The organism is Actinomycetospora sp. C-140, from assembly GCF_054796175.1.
In genome coordinates, this window is the sequence record NZ_JBTWNF010000024.1 from 1 (window position 1) to 17,667 (window position 17,667).

A 17,667-nucleotide genomic window follows, 5' to 3' on the forward strand; every position below is an offset into this window, starting at 1 on the left:
TGTCCTGCTCGGCGCGCTCACGCTCCGCCTTGTCCTGCTCGGCGCGCTCACGCTCCGCCTGCTCGATCGCCTGCAGACGTTCTACGTGTTCGACTGCGCGCGCAGACACCTGCTTACTGTCGTCCTCAGAAAAAGGCCGCAGGACACCCAGTACCTCAGACCTAATCACCTTCGGACCTCGATAAAGAGCCGCGAGTGCGTCGACAGCAGAGAGCCGAGTGGAAGCGATCGGACTCATAAGGTCCGATCTGATGTACTCCGGCACAGCCCAGCGAGAGTTCGCAGCAACTACGATGCGACCCTCGACGTCATCTTTCTTCTTTGGGCGCTGCTCTGGAGCTTCCTCCAAGACTCGGTCGTATACGTATCCATATAGCTCGTCTAGTGAGATCACTCCGTCGCCATCGAGATCCGCCTTACCGGACCGCAGACCCTCGACCATGTAGCGCGTGAAGACCGAGCTCGGCGCGCTGATGCCCTCTTCATTAACCGCTACGCCTTCAAACGAATACTGAGTGGAATCAGAGGCGGTCAAGACTGCCCGGCCGCGCCCACCCAACTGCTCGAGCGCGCCCACATCGGTTGCCCCTTTTGCCAGGCGACCAGCAGGAAAAGCTCCACTGTAGCAGCAGTCTAGCACCAAGATTTTTTCGCGAGACCGGCACTCACTGAGACTTTCGTCGAGCGCAACCGCCGGGAGCCCCGAAAAGAGGAGGTTCGACTTCCTGGTATTCTTCAGAGCCAGATACAACTGACCACGCGCATCCTTGACGCCGTGGCCCGTAAAATAAAGAAGAGTCAGGTCACTCGATCGGCGGTTGCGATGGAATTCGTGGATGGCGTTGCCGACAACCTCCAAAGGCTCGTTGATGAGGGTTTCCACCTCGAATTCGCCAACAGCAGGATCTCGCAGAACGCTTGCAAGTGATTCTACGTCGTATCGGGGCGCCTCAAGCCGGCGCAACGTCTCATCCTCGTACTCAAACGTTGCAATCAGAAGTGCGAAACGGCCACCCATCTCAGTCGGCCGAATGCTTCTGAACGAACACCTTGACAATCTCGTCTCTTTCGACGTCAGAGACGTCGTCGAGCCTGAGGGTGTCGTTTCCGATCGTGATCGTTACGGACTGCTTCTGCCCCCTGCGCGATAGCCAGTCACGAACTGTTTGCAGCATGACCGTAAGCGCGCTTCCGGAAGCGACCAGAGTCACCGCAAGGTCGGCCAATCCGATCGCGGCGCCCTTCGCGTTTCCCGGTGCAGGCGACTCACGGAACTCGACCGCTTCTACGTCGAGAGCTAACAGTTCTGATCTTAGTTGGCGCGCTGCGGTTTCAATATCCTCATTAGAGCAGTCATCGAACGACTCGACATGCAAATCAGCCACCACGCTCACAGCTCCCCCTTGCGCCTGTTGGCGGATTGTTGACCTTCGCCCGTCTCCGGACAGGGCTAGTCGAAGCTACTTCGCGTGTCGCGGGGGGATTGTTACTCCACGTGATACTGCGCCCGGGAGCCCGGATAACGGGATTGTGTCATAAAGCAGACATATCGGTCAGTAGCGAGTGGCTCTCATCGGAAGCGTCGAGGTCGCCTCAACGTGCGAGACAGCGAGGCTGTGCACAGCAACAGGTGCGATACCCGTCGCTTACTGGCACCCACCCCCAATGGCGGAACTTGAGTGATCAACTGATGCCATCACCTACCGATCGCGACGCCCTTAACCGATAGCTCAGGGCCGCGGCGCTCCCTCCATGATCTCGTCGGGCGTGCGCCGGTAGGTCCACGTGCCCACGCACAGCACGGTGGCGACGAGGGCGAGGGCCACCGCGACGAGGAGCCCCGCCTCCATCCCGACCCAGACCGCGGCGCTCGCGCCGCCGGCCGCCGCGGCCGGCCAGAAGGCGCCCTGGATGATGCTGTTGTAGGCACCGTGCGCGATCACGCCGGGCCACACCGAGCCCGTGCTCAGGCGGATGCGGGCGAGGACGAACCCCATCGGGATCACGCTGACCATGAACACGATCGCGGCGACGACCGTGTCGGGGTGCTCGGTGTAGATCAGCCCGGCGAGGATCAGCGGCAGGTGCCACAGACCCCAGATCACCGCGTGCACCAGCACCGGGCGCGGGACGCCCGCGTCGACGAGGCGGGTCAGCATGTAGCCGCGCCAGCCGATCTCCTCGCCGGCGGCCCACACCATGTTGATCACGAGGCCCACGGTCAGCGCGCCGAGCAGGCCCATCCAGAACCCGCCCGGACCCGGGGCGAACGGCACGAGCCCCGTCATCCACGCCGTGCCGAACGCGAGCGCGCCCACCACCAGCGGCACGATCACCCCGACCACCGACCACGTCACCGAACGGCCCCCGCCCCAGCGGAAGGACACGTCGCGGAAGCCCTCGCGGTTCACCACGCGGGTGATCACCGAGGCCAGCGCGACGCTCCACATCAGGGCGTAGATCCACAGCACGCTGCCGGTCGCGAGCATCACCGACAGGCACAGCGCCTCGAACACGATCACGAGAGGGAAGAAGACGGCGAGCCCGCGACGGGCGCGCGTGCGGGCCGCCGTCGACGTCGCTGGGGCGATCATTCGGGTCACGTCGTTCCTCCTCGGACAGGAACCGTCTGCCGGTCTCCGAGCGTTCTGACGCTGCGTGACCGTGTCAACGGACTGTCGCGTCAATGACTAGACCGAACGGAGGTTCTGTCCGAAACCCGACTCGTGATCGGCACGATCCGTGGTCGCCGGGGTGCTCACCGGCGCGAGCGGCACCGCACAGGACGCGGAGAAGCCCTGCGACTCGATGCCCATGGCGACGTTGCTGCGCGTGGTGAGGTTGGCGTAGCCGATCACCGCGGTCAGCTCCGTCATCCCGGCGGGCCCCAGAGCGTCGAGCAGCCGCGCGGCCAGCGCATCGGTCACCGTCGGGGGCGTGTCCGTCATGGCCTCGGCGTACTCCAGGACGTCCCGCTCGAGCGGCGTGAACACGTCCGCCTCCCGCCAGCGCGGCACCTGGCTCGCCACGGCGAGGTCGAGGTGCTCGTTCTGCGCCTGGAAGTAGCCGAGGTCGAGGCACCAGCTGCACCCGACCTTCGCCGCCACGGCCATGTGCGCGTAGGTCTTGAGGCCGGCGTCGACGACGTCCCAGCTCTGGACCTTGCGGCCGAACCCCATGCTCGCCATGAGCACCTTCCGGTGGTGCCACCCGACCTCGGCGGGCTCGGCGACCTGGCCGAACATCCGCGTGCTGACGAGCTTGACCACCGCTCCGGTGACCCCGGTGAGCTCCTTCTTGGGGACGCGTGGCGTCATGGTGTCCTCCCGTACGTGGTGTTCCGTCACCGACAGGACGCGACGCACGGCGGGAACGTGACAGACGCCGGACCCACCGACCGAGGAGGCCGCACCGTGCCGCAGGTGACCGCGACGACGCACCGCACCATCGGGGCCCCGCCCGAGGACGTCCTGGCCGCGATCTCGGACTACCGCGAGGTCCGGCCCGCCGTCCTCACCGAGCACTACCGCGACTACCGCGTCGAGGAGGGCGGCCGGGGCGCCGGCACCGTCGCGCACTGGATCCTCCAGGCGACCTCGAAACGGCAGCGCGACCAGACCGTCGACGTCACCGTCGACGGGCACGCGGTGGTCGAGCGCGACCGCAATTCGAGCATGGTGACGACGTGGACGGTCGAGCCCGCCGGCAGCGGGACGACCGTCGCCGTCGACACCCGCTGGAACGGCGCCACGGGCGTCGGCGGCTTCTTCGAGCGCCTCTTCGCGCCCAAGGGCCTGCAGCGCATCCACGACGGGGTGCTGGCGAACCTCGACCGGAGGCTCGCGGGGTGACCGGTGCGCGGTCACTGGCTGGTATCACTCGCCCAGTGAGCGATACCAGCCAGTGACCCACGGCCCGAGACGTCAGCCGACGACCGTGTCGATCGCCTCGTGGTGCTTCTCGAACTTCACGTAGTCGTCCTCCATGATCGCCCGCGGGTTGAACAGCGGGTCGGCGAGGATGCCGTGGACACGGCGGCGCTGCATGCCCATGTTGCCGCCGTCGTAGATCGGCAGGACGGCCGCCTCGCGGAGGATCTTCCCGAAGCCGTGCTTCGTCTCGAGGCTGTTGACGCCGACGATCTGCAGACACTTGTAGACGCAGTCGAACATCATCTCGGTGACCTGGATCTTGTTCATCGCTCCGACGAGCTCGGCGTGCTGGTCGTGCTTGTCCAGGTAGTCCGCGGCGCGCCAGGAGAAGTACCGGCCCATCTCGATCTTCGCCGCGACGTCGCCGAGGACGTAGCCGACGTTCTGGAAGCCGATGATCGGCCGGATCGCGCCGGCCGTGTTGCCGCGCGCGAACTCCAACGCCATCTCGTAGGCCGCGCGGGCCATGCCGACCGCGGCGATCGCCGCCACCGGGCCGGACCACGCGAAGTTGCGGTTGATGACGAGGTCGCCGTTGCCCTCGGCCCCGGGCAGCAGGTTCGCCGCCGGGATGCGCGCGTCGTCGAAGACGATCTCGGCGTTCGACGCGAGGCGGTGCCCGACCTTGTCGAGGTGCTTGTAAGTGACGCCGGGCGTGTCACGTTCGAGGACCAGCGCCGACAGGCCCTCGGTGCCGCCCTTCTCGGAGTCGGTACGGACGATGAGGGTCCCGGCGTTGACGCCGCGCTCGTCCCAGCCCGCCGAGGACGGCCAGTACTTGCGGCCGTTGACGACGAACTCGTCGCCGTCGCGCACGGCGGTGAGACCGACGCCCGCGGGACGCGGCAGCGGGATGTCGAAGTTCGCGGTGCCCGACGGGTTGCCCGGCGGTTCGCTGGCGGTCCACCCGCCGAGGTACTCACCGGTGGGGTCGGACGTCGCGGCCCGCAGGAAGCGCTCCTTCTGCTCCTCGGAGCCGTACCAGGCGACCGGCATCAGCCCGAGCCCGTTGCAGAGCACGGTGCAGGCGAAGCCCGGGTCGACGACGCAGATCTCCTCGGCGGCGATCACCAGGTCGACGCACGACACCCCGCCGCCGCCGTAGGCGGCCGGCAGCATGCACATCGCGATGCCGGCCTTGTAGGACTCGATGTAGGCGGGCTTGGTCATCCGGAAGCCCTCCAGCGGGTCGGGCTCGGCGTCGGCCGCGGCCACCACGGGCTTGAGCACGTTCTCGGCGAACGCCCGGACCTCGTACTGCAGCTTCTTCTGCTCGTCCGACATCGTGAAGTTGACGGTCATGGGTCCTCCTCGCAGTGCGGTGCCCGCCACGGCCACGGAGCGGGATGAGAGGTACGCGCCGTGCGGGAATCGGCCCGGCACCCGACGCGACGTCGATGAGCGTGGAGCGGCGCGCGCCGCCGGCGGAAGGACGGCGGCACGGACGGCACGACATCGGTCACGAGCGGCGCGGCACGGCACGAACGGCTTCCGGACCCGTCAGTAGCTAACTAGCATCCGCGATACCGATTTGCGGCGAGAGAAGCTCACCATGGTCGCGGCCCGAGCGAGACGAGCAGGTCATGAAGCACACGAGTCACGCCGACTTCGCGCTGCGGGTGCTGCTCTACCTCCGGGTGGCGCCGGGGCGGCGGGGGTCGGTCGCGGCGATGGCCGAGTCGCACGCCGTGTCGCGGCACCACCTCGTGAAGGTGGTCCAGGGGCTCGCGGGCGCCGGCATCGTCGAGACCTCGCGGGGTCGCGGCGGCGGGGTGCGGCTGGTGCGCGACCCCGCGTCGATCACGGTGGGCGAGGTGATGCGGGCGATGGAGTCCGACTTCGCGGTCGTCGAGTGCCTGGGGCCGGCGCGGTTCTGCCGGGTCGCGGGCGTCTGCGGCGCCCGCAGCGTCTTCTCGCGCGCGCTGGACGCGTACTTCGCGGTGCTCGACGAGGCCTCCCTCGAGGACATCGCAGCGAACGATCTCGGGCTCAAGGGAGCGCTCGGACTGGTGGCCGGCGGGCCGTAGCGGTTCTGGCCGCCCGCGGGCCGGATGCCCGGGAGGACACGACGTGCCCATCGACTTCGACCTGACCGCCGAGCAGCGCAAGACCAAGGACGTCGCCCGCGAGTTCGCGCGCGAGGTGCTGCGCCCCGTCGCCGACCGCGCCGACGCGCTCCCGGACCCGCAGGACGCGTTCCGCGCGATGCGGCCCGTCTACGAGCAGGCCGCCGCGCTCGGCTTCACGAGCATGTTCCTGCCAGCCGAGTACGGCGGGGGCGGGGCGTCGACGGTCGACTTCCTCGTCGCGATCGAGGAGCTCTGCGCCGTCGACCCCGGCTTCCCGACCGTGCTGCTGGTCAACGGGCTCGCCCTCATGCCGCTGCTGCGGTACGGCACCGACGCCCAGCGCGAACGCTGGATCGGCCGGGCCGCCGCCGACGTGCGCGGCGACTTCCTCGCCGGGTGGGTGGTCAGCGAGCGCGGCGGCACCGCGAACTTCGACCACCCGAGCCCGCAGGCCGGCATCCAGCTCGTCGCCGACCACGACCGGGCCCGCGGCGAGTACGTCCTGCACGGCGAGAAGCACTGGCCGTGCAACGCGGGCGGCTGGGACCTCCAGGGCGCCGACGTGAACCTCTGCGTGGTGCGCACCGACCGCCGCGCGGGCGGCAAGGAGGCCCTGTCGGCGATCCTCGTCGAGCGCGGCACGCCGGGCGTCTCGTACACGGTGATCGACAAGATGGCCCACCGGACGTGCCAGAACGTCACGATGACCTTCCGCGGCGCCCGGGTCCCCGAGGAGAACCTCCTCGCACCCGGCGACGGCGACCTGCTCGTCAACCGGAACTTCACCTGGTCCGCCCCGATCGCGGCGATCGCCGCGGTGGCGGTCGCGCGCGCGGCGTACGACTTCGCGCTGAAGTGGGCCAGGACCTACACCGGCGGCGGTGCGGGCCCGATCATCCAGCACCAGGCGGTGGGCCACCTGCTCACCGAGATCGCCGCCAAGATCGAGGCCGGGCGCTACCTCTGCTGGAAGGCCGCCCACCACCTCGACGCGAGCGGCGGCGAGGGCCACGCGCTCGGCGCCATGAGCAAGACCTACTGCGGTGACCTCATGCAGGGCGTCGTCTTCGACTGCATGCGGATCGTCGGCGTCAACGCCCTGGACCGGAAGTTCCCGATGGCGCGGTACTACCGCGAGTCGATGGTCTTCCCCCTCTACGACGCCGGGAACCTCGCGATGCAGCGACGCCGGGCGTGGGGCGTCATGGCCGACCCGGCGTTCTCCCCGGACACCTTCGTCGACGGCGACCCGATCGTCTTCACCAAGTCGATGGAGGGCTACGGCGTGATCTCGGAGATCGGCTGAGACGTGGACGCCCCCGCCCGATCCTTCGACCGCGCCTTCGCGCGCACCTACGCCGCGTGGGAGCGCTTCGCCGCCGGCGACGGTGACGCCTCCGACGTGCCGCCCGCCATCGCGATGTCCTGGTACCGCTGCCGCGACGTCTACCGGATCGACCCGACGCGCGCCCGACCCGCACCCGCGCCCGCTGCCGCCGACCCCACCGATCCCGCCGGCCGCCCGGTGCACGGCGGCGTGCTCGCGCGGCTCGGTGCGCTCGGGGCCGCGCTCGCGAGCCGGACCGGCAACCGCGTCGCCACCGTCACCGACGGTCACGGGACGGTCCTCGCGACGTGGGGCGACGGGCCGGCGCGCCGCCGGGCCCCGGACGCCGGGCTCGACCCGGCCCTCGCCTGGTCCGAGCCGGTCGCCGGCACCAACGGCGTCGGGACGTCGCTCGTGGCGCGGCGGGTCTGCTCGGTGCGGGGCCCGGAGCACTGGAGCACCGCGCTGCACGAGTGGAGCTGCACCGGCGTCGCGTTCGCCGACCCGGTCACCGGCGCTCCGCTCGCCACGCTCACCCTCGCGAGCTGGCGGGAGATGGTGCCGATCCGGCCCGTCGACCTCCTCGTCGCGACCGCGCCCGTCGCCGCCCTGCTCCAGGGCACCGCCGCCCACCACGGTCGCCGGATCGCGGCGGCCTTCGCCGAGCTCGAGCGGCGCACGACCGGGCCGCTGCTCGCCCTCGACCTGGCCGGCCGCGTCGTCGCGGCCAACACCGCGGCGCGCCGCCGCGGCGCCGTGCCGGGCGAGTACGCGACCGAGCGCGCCACCGGGCCCCGCGACATCCACAGCCTCGGGCACGTCGCCCCTGACGTCCGCGAGCGGGTCCGCGACGACCCGGGCTGGCGCGGCACGGTCTCGCTGCGGTCCGCCGTCACCGACGACGACGAGACCTTCCGCGTCATCCCCGTTGTCGCCGGCGCCGACCCGATCGCCTTCCTCGCCTGCACCGATCTCCGCGCCGGGTGCGGGGAGCCCCTCGACCGCTTCCCCGCGCCGCGTCGTGGCGGCCGGCCGCAGCGGGTCCCCGCCGTCGGCCCGGGAGGGCAGATCGTCGTCCTCGACCCGCGGGAGATCCGCTCGGCACGCGCCGACGGGCACGCCGTCTGGTTCGCGACCGATCACGGGCCGCGGCGGGCGACGCGGCGGGGCATCGACCTGGTCGAGCGGGACCTGGCGAGCGCGGGCTTCCTGCGCGTGCACCGCAGCCACCTCGTCAACGTCGCGCGGATCCGCGACGTCGCCCGCGACGGCGACCGGCTCGTGATCAGCACGGCGCCGGAGGAGCGGATCCCGGTGTCCCGGCGCCACGTGCCGGTGGTGCGGAGGGCGCTGGGGCTCTGAAGGTGATCAGCGCACCGGGTAGTGCGTCCCCGCGGCCTTGACGGTCCGGATCACCGGCGCCGTCTCGACGCTCCGGACGCCGGGCAGGGTCGCGACGCGGGTGGTCAGGTACCGGTACAGGCCGGCGGCACCGGTGGTCGCGACGCTGGCGTAGATGTTGGCCTTCCCCGCGATCGCCGCGGCGAACGGCACCTCCGGGTGGGCCGCGAGGGCCACGCCGGCCGCGTCGAGGTCCGCCGGGGCGACCTCGAGCCACAACATCGTGCGCAGCGGCAGGTCCATGACCTCCGGGTCGACGTCGACGTCGAGGTAGAGCAGCCCGCCCCCGCGCAGGTCGTGCAGCCGCCGGCGGACGGTCGACGCCGACGTCCCGCACGTCCGCGCCATGTCCTCCACCGGCGCCCGGCCGTCGACCGCCAGCAGATCGAGAAGATGCCGGTCGACGTCGTCGAGGCGCGGCGCGCGCACCGCCGGCGGCAGGTGCTCGGCGAGCTGGGCGACCTGCTCGTTGCTCAATGCGCCCTGCTTCGTGAACGGCTCGCGGGCGCCGCCGTAGAAGACGTGCAGGACCTCGTGGGCGCTGACGTCGAGGATGCGCGGCGTGCGCGGCAGCCGGTGCAGCAGCATCTCGTCGGCCGTGGCGCTCCGTCCGCGCAGTGAGCACGCGATCTCGGTGCCGCCCGCGATGAGCCCGATCCACGACGTGTCCGGCCGGCGCGCGAGGGCGTCGGCGATCTCGACGCTCGCGTCGGGCGCGCAGCGCAACCGCACGTGCCACTGCTCGTCGCCGACGACCGTGGGGTCGCTGAAGCCGACGACCCGCAGCGCCCGGGCCGTGCGCAGGCGCGCGTAGCGACGCGCGACGGTCTGGTCGGACACGCCGAGGACCTCCGCGACCCGGCGGAACGGCGCCCGCCCGTCGACCTGGAGCGCGTGGACGAGACCCCGGTCGAGGTCGTCGAATTCCACCGTCACGAGGACCTCCGAGGTCGAGAGTCGCCGAGAACGTCCGTGAACGTCGTCCGTCTCCGCACCAGGTGTCGACGATGGTCGCAGTGACGACGTCCGGTCGTCGAGCCTCCCGAGGAGAAGCACATGCGTCCGTGGTGGCCCCTGGTGGCGATCTGCCTGGGCACCTTCATGCTCCTGGTCGACGTGACGATCGTGAACGTCGCCCTCCCGCCGATCGCCGCGTCGCTCGGCACCTCCTTCTCGTCCCTGCAGTGGATGATCGACGGGTACGCGCTGGCGCTCGCCGCGCTGCTCATGATCACGGGAACCGTCGCCGACCGCTGCGGCCGCCGCCGGCTCTACCTTGCCGGGCTCGGGGTGTTCGCGGTGTCCTCGCTCGCCTGCGGCCTGGCACCGTCCGCCGGCGCCCTCGTCGCCGCGCGCGTCGCCCAGGGCTGCGGCGGCGCGGCGATGTTCGCGACGACCGCGGCGCTGATCGCCGCGACGTACCACGGACCGCGGCGCGGCACCGCCTTCGGCCTCTGGGGCGCGGTCAACGGCCTCGCCGCCGCCTGCGGGCCGCTGCTCGGCGGACTGCTCACCGAGGCGTGGGGCTGGCGGGCGATCTTCCTCGTGAACCTCCCGGTCGCGGTGGTGGCGGTCGCCCTGACCCTCGCCGTCGTCACCGAGTCGTCGTCGCGCGGCACGGGGCGGCTGGACGTCGCCGGCGCGACGAGCTTCACCCTCGCCGCGGGCACCTTGGTGTGGGGCCTGGTCTCCGGCGGCGAGCGGGGCTGGAGCGCGACACCGACCGTCGTCGCCCTGGCGCTCGCGGCGATCGCCCTCGCGGTGTTCGTCGTCGTCGAGCACCGCAGCGCCGCGCCGATGCTCGACCTGGCCCTGTTCGCGAACCGCTCGTTCACCGCCCTCATGGTCGCCGCCGCCGTGCTCTCGGCATCCGCCTTCGCGCACCTCGCGCTGGTGTCGCTGTGGCTGCAGTCGGTGCTGGGTCTGAGCCCGATCCGCGCCGGGCTGGTCGCGCTGCCGCTGTCGCTCGCGTCGTTCGCCGTCTCCGCGGTCGCCGGGCGCTTCCTGCACTCCGGCTCCCCCGCCCGCCCCGTGGCCGGCGGTCTGGCGCTCATCGGGACCGGGGCGCTGCTCATGACCGTGGTCGGCGCCGGCTCCGCGCCGTGGGTCCTCGTCCCGGGCCTGGTCGTGGCCGGCCTCGGGGTCGGTCTCGCCACCCCGGTGCTCGTCTCGGCCACCCTCGCCGTCCTGCCGCCGTGGCGCGCGGGCGTCGGCAGCGCGGCGGTGAACACGTTCCGCCAGCTCGGCCTCGCGGTCGGGCTCGCGGTGCTCGGGACGGTGTTCACGGGGCGGATCGCGTCCACGCTCACGGCTGTGGATGTCCCGGACGCCGACGGCCTGGCGACGGTGCTGGCCGGCGGTGGGGCCCCGGGCGTACTCGCCGCCCACCCGACGCTCGGGCCCGTCGTCGGCGCGGCGTTCCCGGCCGGGCTCGACACGGTGTTCACCGTCGCCGGCGTCGCCGCCCTCGCCGCCGCGGTCCTCGTCGCGGTGCTCGTGCGGCCGGTGACACGGGCCGGCGCCGGTGCTCCGGAGACCGAAGCGTCCCGAGCCGGCGAGCCCGCCGGCCGCGCCTGAGGGCGAGGTGCCGGCCATGATCGCTCCAGGTGCTCCTCCCACCCGATGTCATCGGGTCAGCGGAGCAGCTGGAGCGATCATGCTCGTGATCCCGTGCCTTGACCCGCCGAGACCCGCACCCGACCATCGGCCGGGTGCGGGTGCTCGACAGCGGGACGGTCGCGGAGCTGCTCGACCCGGACGCCCTCCTGTCGGCCGTGGCGACGGCGATGGTCGACCTGAGCCGGGGTCGCGCCTCTCTCCCGCCGCGCATCGCCGCACGGGTCGAGGGCGCGGGGCTCCTCGCGACGATGCCGGCCTACAGCCCGAGCGCCGGCGTGCTGGCGGCCAAGCTGCTGACGGTCCACCTCGACAACGCCGCCGCCGGACTTCCCGTGCACCAGGCGGCCATCGCGGTCTTCGACCCGCCGACCGGTCGGATGCGCGCCCTCGTCGACGGCGACCTCCTGACCGCCGCCCGCACCGCCGCGTGCTCGGCGCTGTCGATCCGCCACCTCGCGCGGCCCGACGCCCGCGTCCTGGCCGTGCTCGGCACCGGCCCCCAGGCCCGGGAGCACGCGCGGTACGCGGCTCGGGTCCACGTTTTCGACGAGGTGCTGATCGGGGCGCGCGACCCGGACAAGGCCGCGGCGCTCGCCGGCGAGCTCGACCTGCCCGCCCGACCCACCACCATCCCGGAGGCGGTCGCGAGGAGCGACGTGATCTGCGCGGCGACCAGTACCGTCGCGCCGATCCTGCGGGGCGGCGAGGTCCGGCCCGGGACGCACATCGCCTCGGTCGGCTACATCCCGGAGGGGCGCGAGGTCGACGCCGCGATCCTGCGCGAGGCCGTCCTGGCGGTCGAGCACCGCGCCACGACCCTGGAGCCGTTCCCCACCGGCTCCAACGATCTCGCCGAGCTCCTGCACCGCGGCGAGGTCGCCCGGGAGGACGTCGTCGAGATCGGCGAGCTCGTCGCCGGCGACCACCCGGGGCGCCAGGACGACGAGCGGATCACCGTGTTCAAGTCCGTCGGCGTCGCCGTGCAGGACGCCGCCGGTGCCGCGACCGTCCTCGCGGCCGCGGAGCGCGTGGGCGTCGGCACCGAGGTGTCGCTCTGAGTCCTGCGTAGGGTTCGGGGGTGACGCGATACGTCTTCGTCGGCGCCGGCGCGGTCGGCAGCGCGATCGGCGGCCTGCTGGCCAGGGAGGGCCGCGACGTGCTGCTCGTCGCCCGCGGCGAGCACGCCCGGGCGATGGCCGAGCGGGGCGTGACGCTCCGGTGCCCCGACACCAGCATGACCGTGCCGGTGCCCGTCGTGACCGGCCCGGACCAGGCGCGGCTCCACGTCGACGACGTGCTCGTCCTGACCACCAAGACCCACCAGGCCGAGCAGGCCATCGACGCCTGGGCGGACGTCCCGGTGCGCGGGGACGACGGCACCGTGACGGGGCGCGCCGCCGACGTGCTGCCGGTGCTCACGGCGCTCAACGGCGTCGCGAGCGAGGAGATCGCGCTGCGCTACGCCGAGCGCGTCGTCGCGGTCTGCGTCTGGTTCCCGGTCGTGATGGTCGAGCCCGGCGAGGTCCTCGTCCGGACCGCCCCGCAGCGCGGTGTCTTCCACGTCGGCCGGTACGGCGTCTCCGCCGACCCCGCCGGCGACGCCCGGGTCCTCGACGCCCTCGAACGCGACTGGACGCCGGCCGGACTGCTGGTCAAGCGCCCGGACGCGGTGATGCCGTGGAAGTACCGCAAGCTGCTGACCAACCTCGGCAACGCGCTGCAGGCCCTGCTCGGCGACGCCTCGGGCGCCGCGGACATCCAGCGGGCGGCCGAGGCCGAGGCCCGCGCGGTGCTCGACGCGGCGGGCGTCGCGGTCACGCCCGACGACGAGGCCTGGCCCGGCTGGGAACCGGACCGCGTCGCGATCCGCCCCGTCCCCGGCGAGCCGCCCGTGATGGGCGGCTCCAGCTGGCAGTCGCTCGTGCGCGGCACCGGCACCATCGAGACCGACTTCCTCAACGGCGAGATCGTGCTGATCGCCCGGCGCCTGGGGCGCACGGCGCCGATCAACGCCGGGCTCACGAGGCTCGCCCGCCGCGCCGCCCGCGAGGGGCGGGCGCCGGGTTCGGCGGACCTCGACGAGCTGCGGGCGCAGCTCGTGGGGACCGCGTGACCCGTCAGCGCGGGTCGAGCACGAAGACGGGGATCTGCCGATCGGTCTTCGTCTGGTACTCCGCGTAGGACGGGAACGCCGCGACGGCGCGGTCCCACCACTGCGCGCGCTCGTCGCCGGAGACCTCGCGGGCGTGGTAGGCCCGGGTCGTCTCGCCGTCCTGGAGCCGGATCTCCGGGTGCGCGCGGAGGTTCTCGTACCAGACCGGGTGCTCGGGCGCGCCGCCCTTGGACGCGACCACCGCGTAGCTGCCGTCGTGCTCCACGCGCATCACCGGCGTGTACCGGAGCTTGCCGGACCTCGCGCCCCGCAACGTCATGAGCACGATCGGCGCGCCACGGACCTCGACGCCCGCGGTCGTGCCCGTCTCCAGGATCTTCTGCGTCTGGCCCCGCACCCAGTCGGTCGGGCTCAGCTCCGCCTTCTCATCCGTCACGCCCGGACAACCCCGCCCCGCCCCGGCCGCATTCCGGCTCGTACCTCGGGCCCAGCGCGCTGCCGACCGAACGGACCCTCCTTCCGGGCGATCGGCCGCTCTTCGGTCCCGGAGCGTCTGGAGATCGCCGAGCCGGGAAGTCGATCGCCATGGGAGCCGACGACACCGTCAAGAACCGTTCGCAGCAGGTGAAGGGGAAGGCGAAGGAGGTCACCGGCAAGGCCACCAAGAACAAGAAGCTCGAGTACAGCGGCAAGAAGGACATGGCCGCGGGTGAGATCAAGGAGCGCACCTCGTAGCGGGCCGCTCGCCTCCGGCACCATGGGCGCATGGTGGCGGGGGCGCAGCGGACGGAGGCCGTGCTGCGGCTGCCGTGCCTCGGTCCCGAGCCGATGGGGCTCGACCGGGCGCTCGACGCCGTCGTGGGGTACGCGCGGGCGACGCGCTGGTTGCGGTTCCGGTCCCCTGGCAGCCCGGAGGGCCGGTGGGCGCAGGTGCCGGCGTTCGGCTGGACGCGGTTCGACGCCCGTCCGGCCAGCACGGGTCTCGACGCCGACGTCCTGCTCGCCGAGGGCCTGCACGGGCGCCTCGACCGCGCCGGGTGGCACGACGTGCACGACACCCTCGACCGCACGGCGCCGCTGGTCGACGCGCTGGTCGCCCGCGCCGACGGCAGCCCGCTCTGGGCCCAGGACGACGACGAGCTCTCGGTGCTCGGCGAGCCCGGGACGGTGGGCGCGCTGCTGCGTCAGGTCGGAGAGGAGTCCGGGTCGCACGCCGCGCACGTGCTCGCGGCGCTGCACCACCGTCATCCCGCCCTCGTGCCGCACCTGACCCGCACCACCCGCCGCACGCTGCTGCCCCACCTCGAGGAGGGCGACAGCGGCGTCGAGGCGGTGGTGCGGCGGGACCTGCGGGCCAACGACGAGGCCTTCGCCGAGCTCGAGGCCGCCGTGGCGGCGGCGATCGGCGACGCGCGGCCCACCCGCCTGCGCCTGCACGACGTGCTGCTGTGGCTGTCGACGACGCTGCGGCTGGCGCACGCCGAGGGCGAGGGGCGCCGGCTCAGGGACCCGGGCCGATGAAGCGGGTCCGGTAGCGGTCCGCGAGCACGAGCAGCGCGAGCTCGGCGACGACGGCCACGACCACCAGCTCGGCGTCGAGGTAGCCGAGCGCCACGTTGACCCCGGCCAGGGCCACCAGCAGGCCGAGCCGGCAGAGCCGGATACCGAGGTGGTCGCGGCGCAGGACCAGCGCGGCGGCCGCCACGAGCAGGAGCACGCCGACGACCGCCTCGCCGGCCGAGGCGACGACGAGCATGGCGGGCCGCGAGCCCCGCGGGACCACCTGGTCGTCGAGGACGATCTGGACGTCCGGGTCGCTGCTCCACAGGGCCAGCAGGACGACGAGCCCGACCAGCGAGACCAGTCCGAGCGCGACCGCGCCGAGGACCACGACGACCCGGTGCACCCAGCGCGGGAGCAGGACCGCCTCGGCGCGCCGGAGACCGGCCACGACCGGGCGCCCGCGCTGCCGCGGCTCCTCGACCGGGGTGGCCTCGACGACGGGGCGCAGCGCGGCGGCGTAGGCGACGAGGTCCGGGCGCGCGGTGTCCGCCTCGAGCGCGACGAGGTCGCGGAGCAGGGCCGCCCGGTCGTCCGGGCGCAGCGGGCCGTCGGCGAGATACCGCGACCGGACCGCGACGGAGAACGCGAGCGCCCGCGGCCGGTCGAGCCGGGCCCGCCGCGCCAGGACCGCGAGGCCGAGCACCCCCAGAAACACCGCGTAGATGATCGGGGCGGCGAGCGGGGTGAAGTAGTCGTTGCGGGCGGTGATGAACTTGCCGACCTCGTCGACGAAGAGTCCCGAGCCGACACCCACGCAGACCGCGGTCGCCGTCGGCACCCACCGGTTGCTGTAGAGCAGCGCGACCAGCCCGCCGACCAGGAGCAGCAGACCGCCCCAGAGGGCGTGGGCCAGGTGGTACTCCCCGCCGCCGATCTGCGGGTAGCCCGTGAGCGCCAGGTAGAGCCGGGTGACGACGACGGTGACACCGAACGCGACGGCCACCAGCCGCACGTTGCGGGCGGCGTCGTCGCGGGGCACGGGACCGCGGCGCGGAGGCACCGTCGGCCGTTCCTCCTCGCGATCCGGCACGGGCGCCGTCGTGGTCATCTCATCCGTCCTCCGCGAGCCCGGCCCAGGTGTCCCGCAGCTCGCGCTTGAGGATCTTGCCACTCGGGTTCTTGGGCAGCTCGTCGACGAGGACGACGTACTTGGGCGCCTTGAAGCCGGCCAGCCTCCCCCGGGCGTGCGCGACGATCTCGCCGGCCTCGGCCCGCTCCCCGTCGCGCAGGACCACCGCGGCGGCGACCGCCTCGATCCACTCGGGGTGCTTGACGCCGAACACCGCGACCTCGCTGACCGCGGCGTGGGTGTAGATGGCGTCCTCGACCTCGCGGCTCGCGACGTTCTCGCCGCCGGTGATGATGATGTCCTTCTTGCGGTCGACGATCGTCAGGTAGCCGTCGGCGTCCATCACGCCGAGGTCGCCACTGTGGAACCAGCCGTTCTTGAAGACCTCGGCCGTGGCCTCCGGCTTGCCCCAGTAGCCGCGCATGGCGTGCGGGGTCCGGTGCACGATCTCGCCGACCTGGCCCACCGGCACCGGCCGGTCCTCGTCGTCGTGCAGCCGGGTCTCGACGTTGAGGCTCGGGCGCCCGGCCGTCCCGGCCTTGCTGATCTGCTCCTCCGGGAACAGCACCGTCGCGTTGGGCGCGAGCTCGGTCTGCCCGTAGTAGTTGAACAGCCGGATGTCGGGCAGGCGCCGGCCCAGCTCCTCCAGCACCGCGACGGGCATGATCGCCGCCCCGTAGTAGCCCTTGCGCAGCGAGGACAGGTCGTGGGTGTCGAACGCCGGCGAGCGCAGCAGCCGGATCCACACCGTGGGCGGGCAGAACATCTTCGTGATCCGCTCGGCCTCGACCGTGGCCAGGATCGTCTCCGGGTCCGCGCTGTCGACCACGACGCTCGTGGCGCCCAGGTAGACGTCGGGCGTGAGGAAGTCGTGCAGCGCCGCGCAGTGGTACAGCGGCAGCGCGTGCAGCTCGACGTCGTCGCGGTGGTACTCGCCGTCGACGATGTCGCTGACGTACTGCGCGATGAGGTTGCGGGTGGTCATGATCGCGCCCTTGGGCGCCGAGGTGGTGCCGCTGGTGTAGAGCAGCTGCACCGGGTCGTCGTCGCCGATCGCGAGGTCCGGCTCGCTCGCGTCCCCGTGGGCGAGCAGGTCGTCGAAGCTCGTCCCACCGGTGCGGTTCCCGACCACGATCCGCAGCGGGACCTCGATGCCGGCGGCCTCGAACGTGTCGACCAGCGCGTCCTCCACGATCGCCGCCGTCGCGCCGCTGTCGTCGAGGACGTAGCGGACCTCGGACGGCACGAAGTTGAAGTTCACCGGCACCGAGATCGCGCCCAGCCGTGCGAGCGCGAAGTAGGCGACGACGAAGGCGTAGGAGTTGTGCGAGTGGATCGCGACGCGCTGGTCGCGGACCACGCCCCGCGTCGCGAGCGCGTTCGCCGCGCGGTTCGCGTCGGTGTCGAGCTCGGCGAACGTCCTGCGCGTGTCGCGGTGCACCACCGCCGTCTTCTGCGGGTACTTGATCGCGGTGCGCGCCAGCAGCGAGCCGATCGACTGGCGCCGCGCCCGGGCGACGTCCGCGGTGTACGGCGGGAGATACCGGTCGAGATCGTCCATCCGCTGCTCCTCA

At 72.3% G+C, this 17,667-nt stretch carries 18 protein-coding genes; 9 read left to right on the forward strand and 9 right to left on the reverse strand.

The window, feature by feature from the left end:
* The 4 genes from ACR9E3_RS29045 to ACR9E3_RS29060 form a co-directional block, all read right to left on the reverse strand.
* The coding region (locus ACR9E3_RS29045) for a caspase family protein (protein WP_460384345.1) at positions 1–1,018 on the reverse strand (1,018 nt) is incomplete at its 3' end.
* A 1-nt stretch (position 1,019) separates the two neighbouring features.
* On the reverse strand, positions 1,020–1,394 hold the full coding sequence (locus tag ACR9E3_RS29050; protein WP_460384346.1) for an effector-associated constant component EACC1: 375 nt from the start codon (positions 1,392–1,394) through the stop codon (positions 1,020–1,022).
* 336 nt (positions 1,395–1,730) lie between these two features.
* Positions 1,731–2,594, reverse strand: a complete 864-nt coding sequence (locus ACR9E3_RS29055) for a CPBP family glutamic-type intramembrane protease (RefSeq protein WP_460384465.1) — start codon at positions 2,592–2,594, stop codon at positions 1,731–1,733.
* 96 nt (positions 2,595–2,690) lie between these two features.
* Positions 2,691–3,317 (reverse strand): carboxymuconolactone decarboxylase family protein, encoded by a 627-nt coding sequence (locus ACR9E3_RS29060; RefSeq protein ID WP_460384347.1) that lies wholly within the window; start codon positions 3,315–3,317, stop codon positions 2,691–2,693.
* A gap of 96 nt (positions 3,318–3,413) precedes the next feature.
* Here ACR9E3_RS29060 and ACR9E3_RS29065 point away from each other — a divergent pair, with 96 nt between their 5' ends.
* Entirely contained in the window at positions 3,414–3,851 is a 438-nt protein-coding gene (locus ACR9E3_RS29065; protein WP_460384349.1) for an SRPBCC family protein, read from the forward strand.
* A 72-nt stretch (positions 3,852–3,923) separates the two neighbouring features.
* Here the strand turns inward: ACR9E3_RS29065 and ACR9E3_RS29070 are convergent, their stop codons facing one another.
* Positions 3,924–5,234, reverse strand: coding sequence for an acyl-CoA dehydrogenase family protein (locus ACR9E3_RS29070; protein ID WP_460384351.1), 1,311 nt, complete (start codon positions 5,232–5,234; stop codon positions 3,924–3,926).
* Positions 5,235–5,515: 281 nt separating this feature from the next.
* On the opposite strand from ACR9E3_RS29070, the gene ACR9E3_RS29075 reads away from it, so the two are divergent.
* The 3 genes from ACR9E3_RS29075 to ACR9E3_RS29085 are packed head-to-tail and all read left to right on the forward strand — an operon-like array spanning position 5,516 to position 8,690.
* A complete protein-coding gene (locus tag ACR9E3_RS29075) occupies positions 5,516–5,959 on the forward strand; it encodes an RrF2 family transcriptional regulator (RefSeq protein WP_460384352.1) in 444 nt (147 codons plus the stop codon).
* Between the two features lie 43 nt (positions 5,960–6,002).
* Positions 6,003–7,307, forward strand: a complete 1,305-nt coding sequence (locus ACR9E3_RS29080; RefSeq protein ID WP_460384353.1) for an acyl-CoA dehydrogenase family protein — start codon at positions 6,003–6,005, stop codon at positions 7,305–7,307.
* A 3-nt stretch (positions 7,308–7,310) separates the two neighbouring features.
* Entirely contained in the window at positions 7,311–8,690 is a 1,380-nt protein-coding gene (locus ACR9E3_RS29085; protein WP_460384354.1) for a LytTR family transcriptional regulator DNA-binding domain-containing protein, read from the forward strand.
* 6 nt (positions 8,691–8,696) lie between these two features.
* Here the strand turns inward: ACR9E3_RS29085 and ACR9E3_RS29090 are convergent, their stop codons facing one another.
* The gene (locus tag ACR9E3_RS29090) at positions 8,697–9,665 is read right to left on the reverse strand and encodes an Lrp/AsnC family transcriptional regulator (RefSeq protein WP_460384356.1); all 969 of its coding nucleotides are present in this window, start codon (positions 9,663–9,665) and stop codon (positions 8,697–8,699) included.
* A gap of 120 nt (positions 9,666–9,785) precedes the next feature.
* Between ACR9E3_RS29090 and ACR9E3_RS29095 the strand changes: the two genes are divergently transcribed.
* The 3 genes from ACR9E3_RS29095 (at position 9,786) to ACR9E3_RS29105 (ending at position 13,461) form a co-directional block, all read left to right on the forward strand.
* Complete coding sequence (locus ACR9E3_RS29095) at positions 9,786–11,306, forward strand: DHA2 family efflux MFS transporter permease subunit (RefSeq protein WP_460384357.1); 1,521 nt, start codon at positions 9,786–9,788, stop codon at positions 11,304–11,306.
* Between the two features lie 134 nt (positions 11,307–11,440).
* The gene (locus tag ACR9E3_RS29100; protein ID WP_460384358.1) at positions 11,441–12,406 is read left to right on the forward strand and encodes an ornithine cyclodeaminase family protein; all 966 of its coding nucleotides are present in this window, start codon (positions 11,441–11,443) and stop codon (positions 12,404–12,406) included.
* Positions 12,407–12,426: 20 nt separating this feature from the next.
* Positions 12,427–13,461 carry a ketopantoate reductase family protein gene (locus tag ACR9E3_RS29105; RefSeq protein WP_460384359.1) on the forward strand — a complete coding sequence of 345 codons (1,035 nt, stop codon included), beginning with the start codon at positions 12,427–12,429 and terminating at the stop codon, positions 13,459–13,461.
* Positions 13,462–13,465: 4 nt separating this feature from the next.
* Here ACR9E3_RS29105 and ACR9E3_RS29110 read toward each other — a convergent pair whose 3' ends face one another.
* On the reverse strand, positions 13,466–13,897 hold the full coding sequence (locus ACR9E3_RS29110; RefSeq protein ID WP_460384361.1) for a nitroreductase family deazaflavin-dependent oxidoreductase: 432 nt from the start codon (positions 13,895–13,897) through the stop codon (positions 13,466–13,468).
* A gap of 149 nt (positions 13,898–14,046) precedes the next feature.
* On the opposite strand from ACR9E3_RS29110, the gene ACR9E3_RS29115 reads away from it, so the two are divergent.
* Both ACR9E3_RS29115 and ACR9E3_RS29120 read left to right on the forward strand, forming a co-directional pair.
* Entirely contained in the window at positions 14,047–14,196 is a 150-nt protein-coding gene (locus ACR9E3_RS29115) for a CsbD family protein (RefSeq protein ID WP_460384362.1), read from the forward strand.
* A 30-nt stretch (positions 14,197–14,226) separates the two neighbouring features.
* Entirely contained in the window at positions 14,227–14,982 is a 756-nt protein-coding gene (locus ACR9E3_RS29120) for a hypothetical protein (RefSeq protein WP_460384363.1), read from the forward strand.
* On the opposite strand, the gene ACR9E3_RS29125 is transcribed toward ACR9E3_RS29120, so the two are convergent.
* Positions 14,963–16,072, reverse strand: a complete 1,110-nt coding sequence (locus ACR9E3_RS29125; RefSeq protein WP_460384364.1) for a hypothetical protein — start codon at positions 16,070–16,072, stop codon at positions 14,963–14,965. The genes ACR9E3_RS29120 and ACR9E3_RS29125 overlap by 20 nt on opposite strands.
* Position 16,073: 1 nt before the next feature.
* On the reverse strand, positions 16,074–17,654 hold the full coding sequence (locus ACR9E3_RS29130) for a fatty acyl-CoA synthetase (RefSeq protein ID WP_460384365.1): 1,581 nt from the start codon (positions 17,652–17,654) through the stop codon (positions 16,074–16,076).
* Positions 17,655–17,667 lie beyond the last annotated feature (13 nt).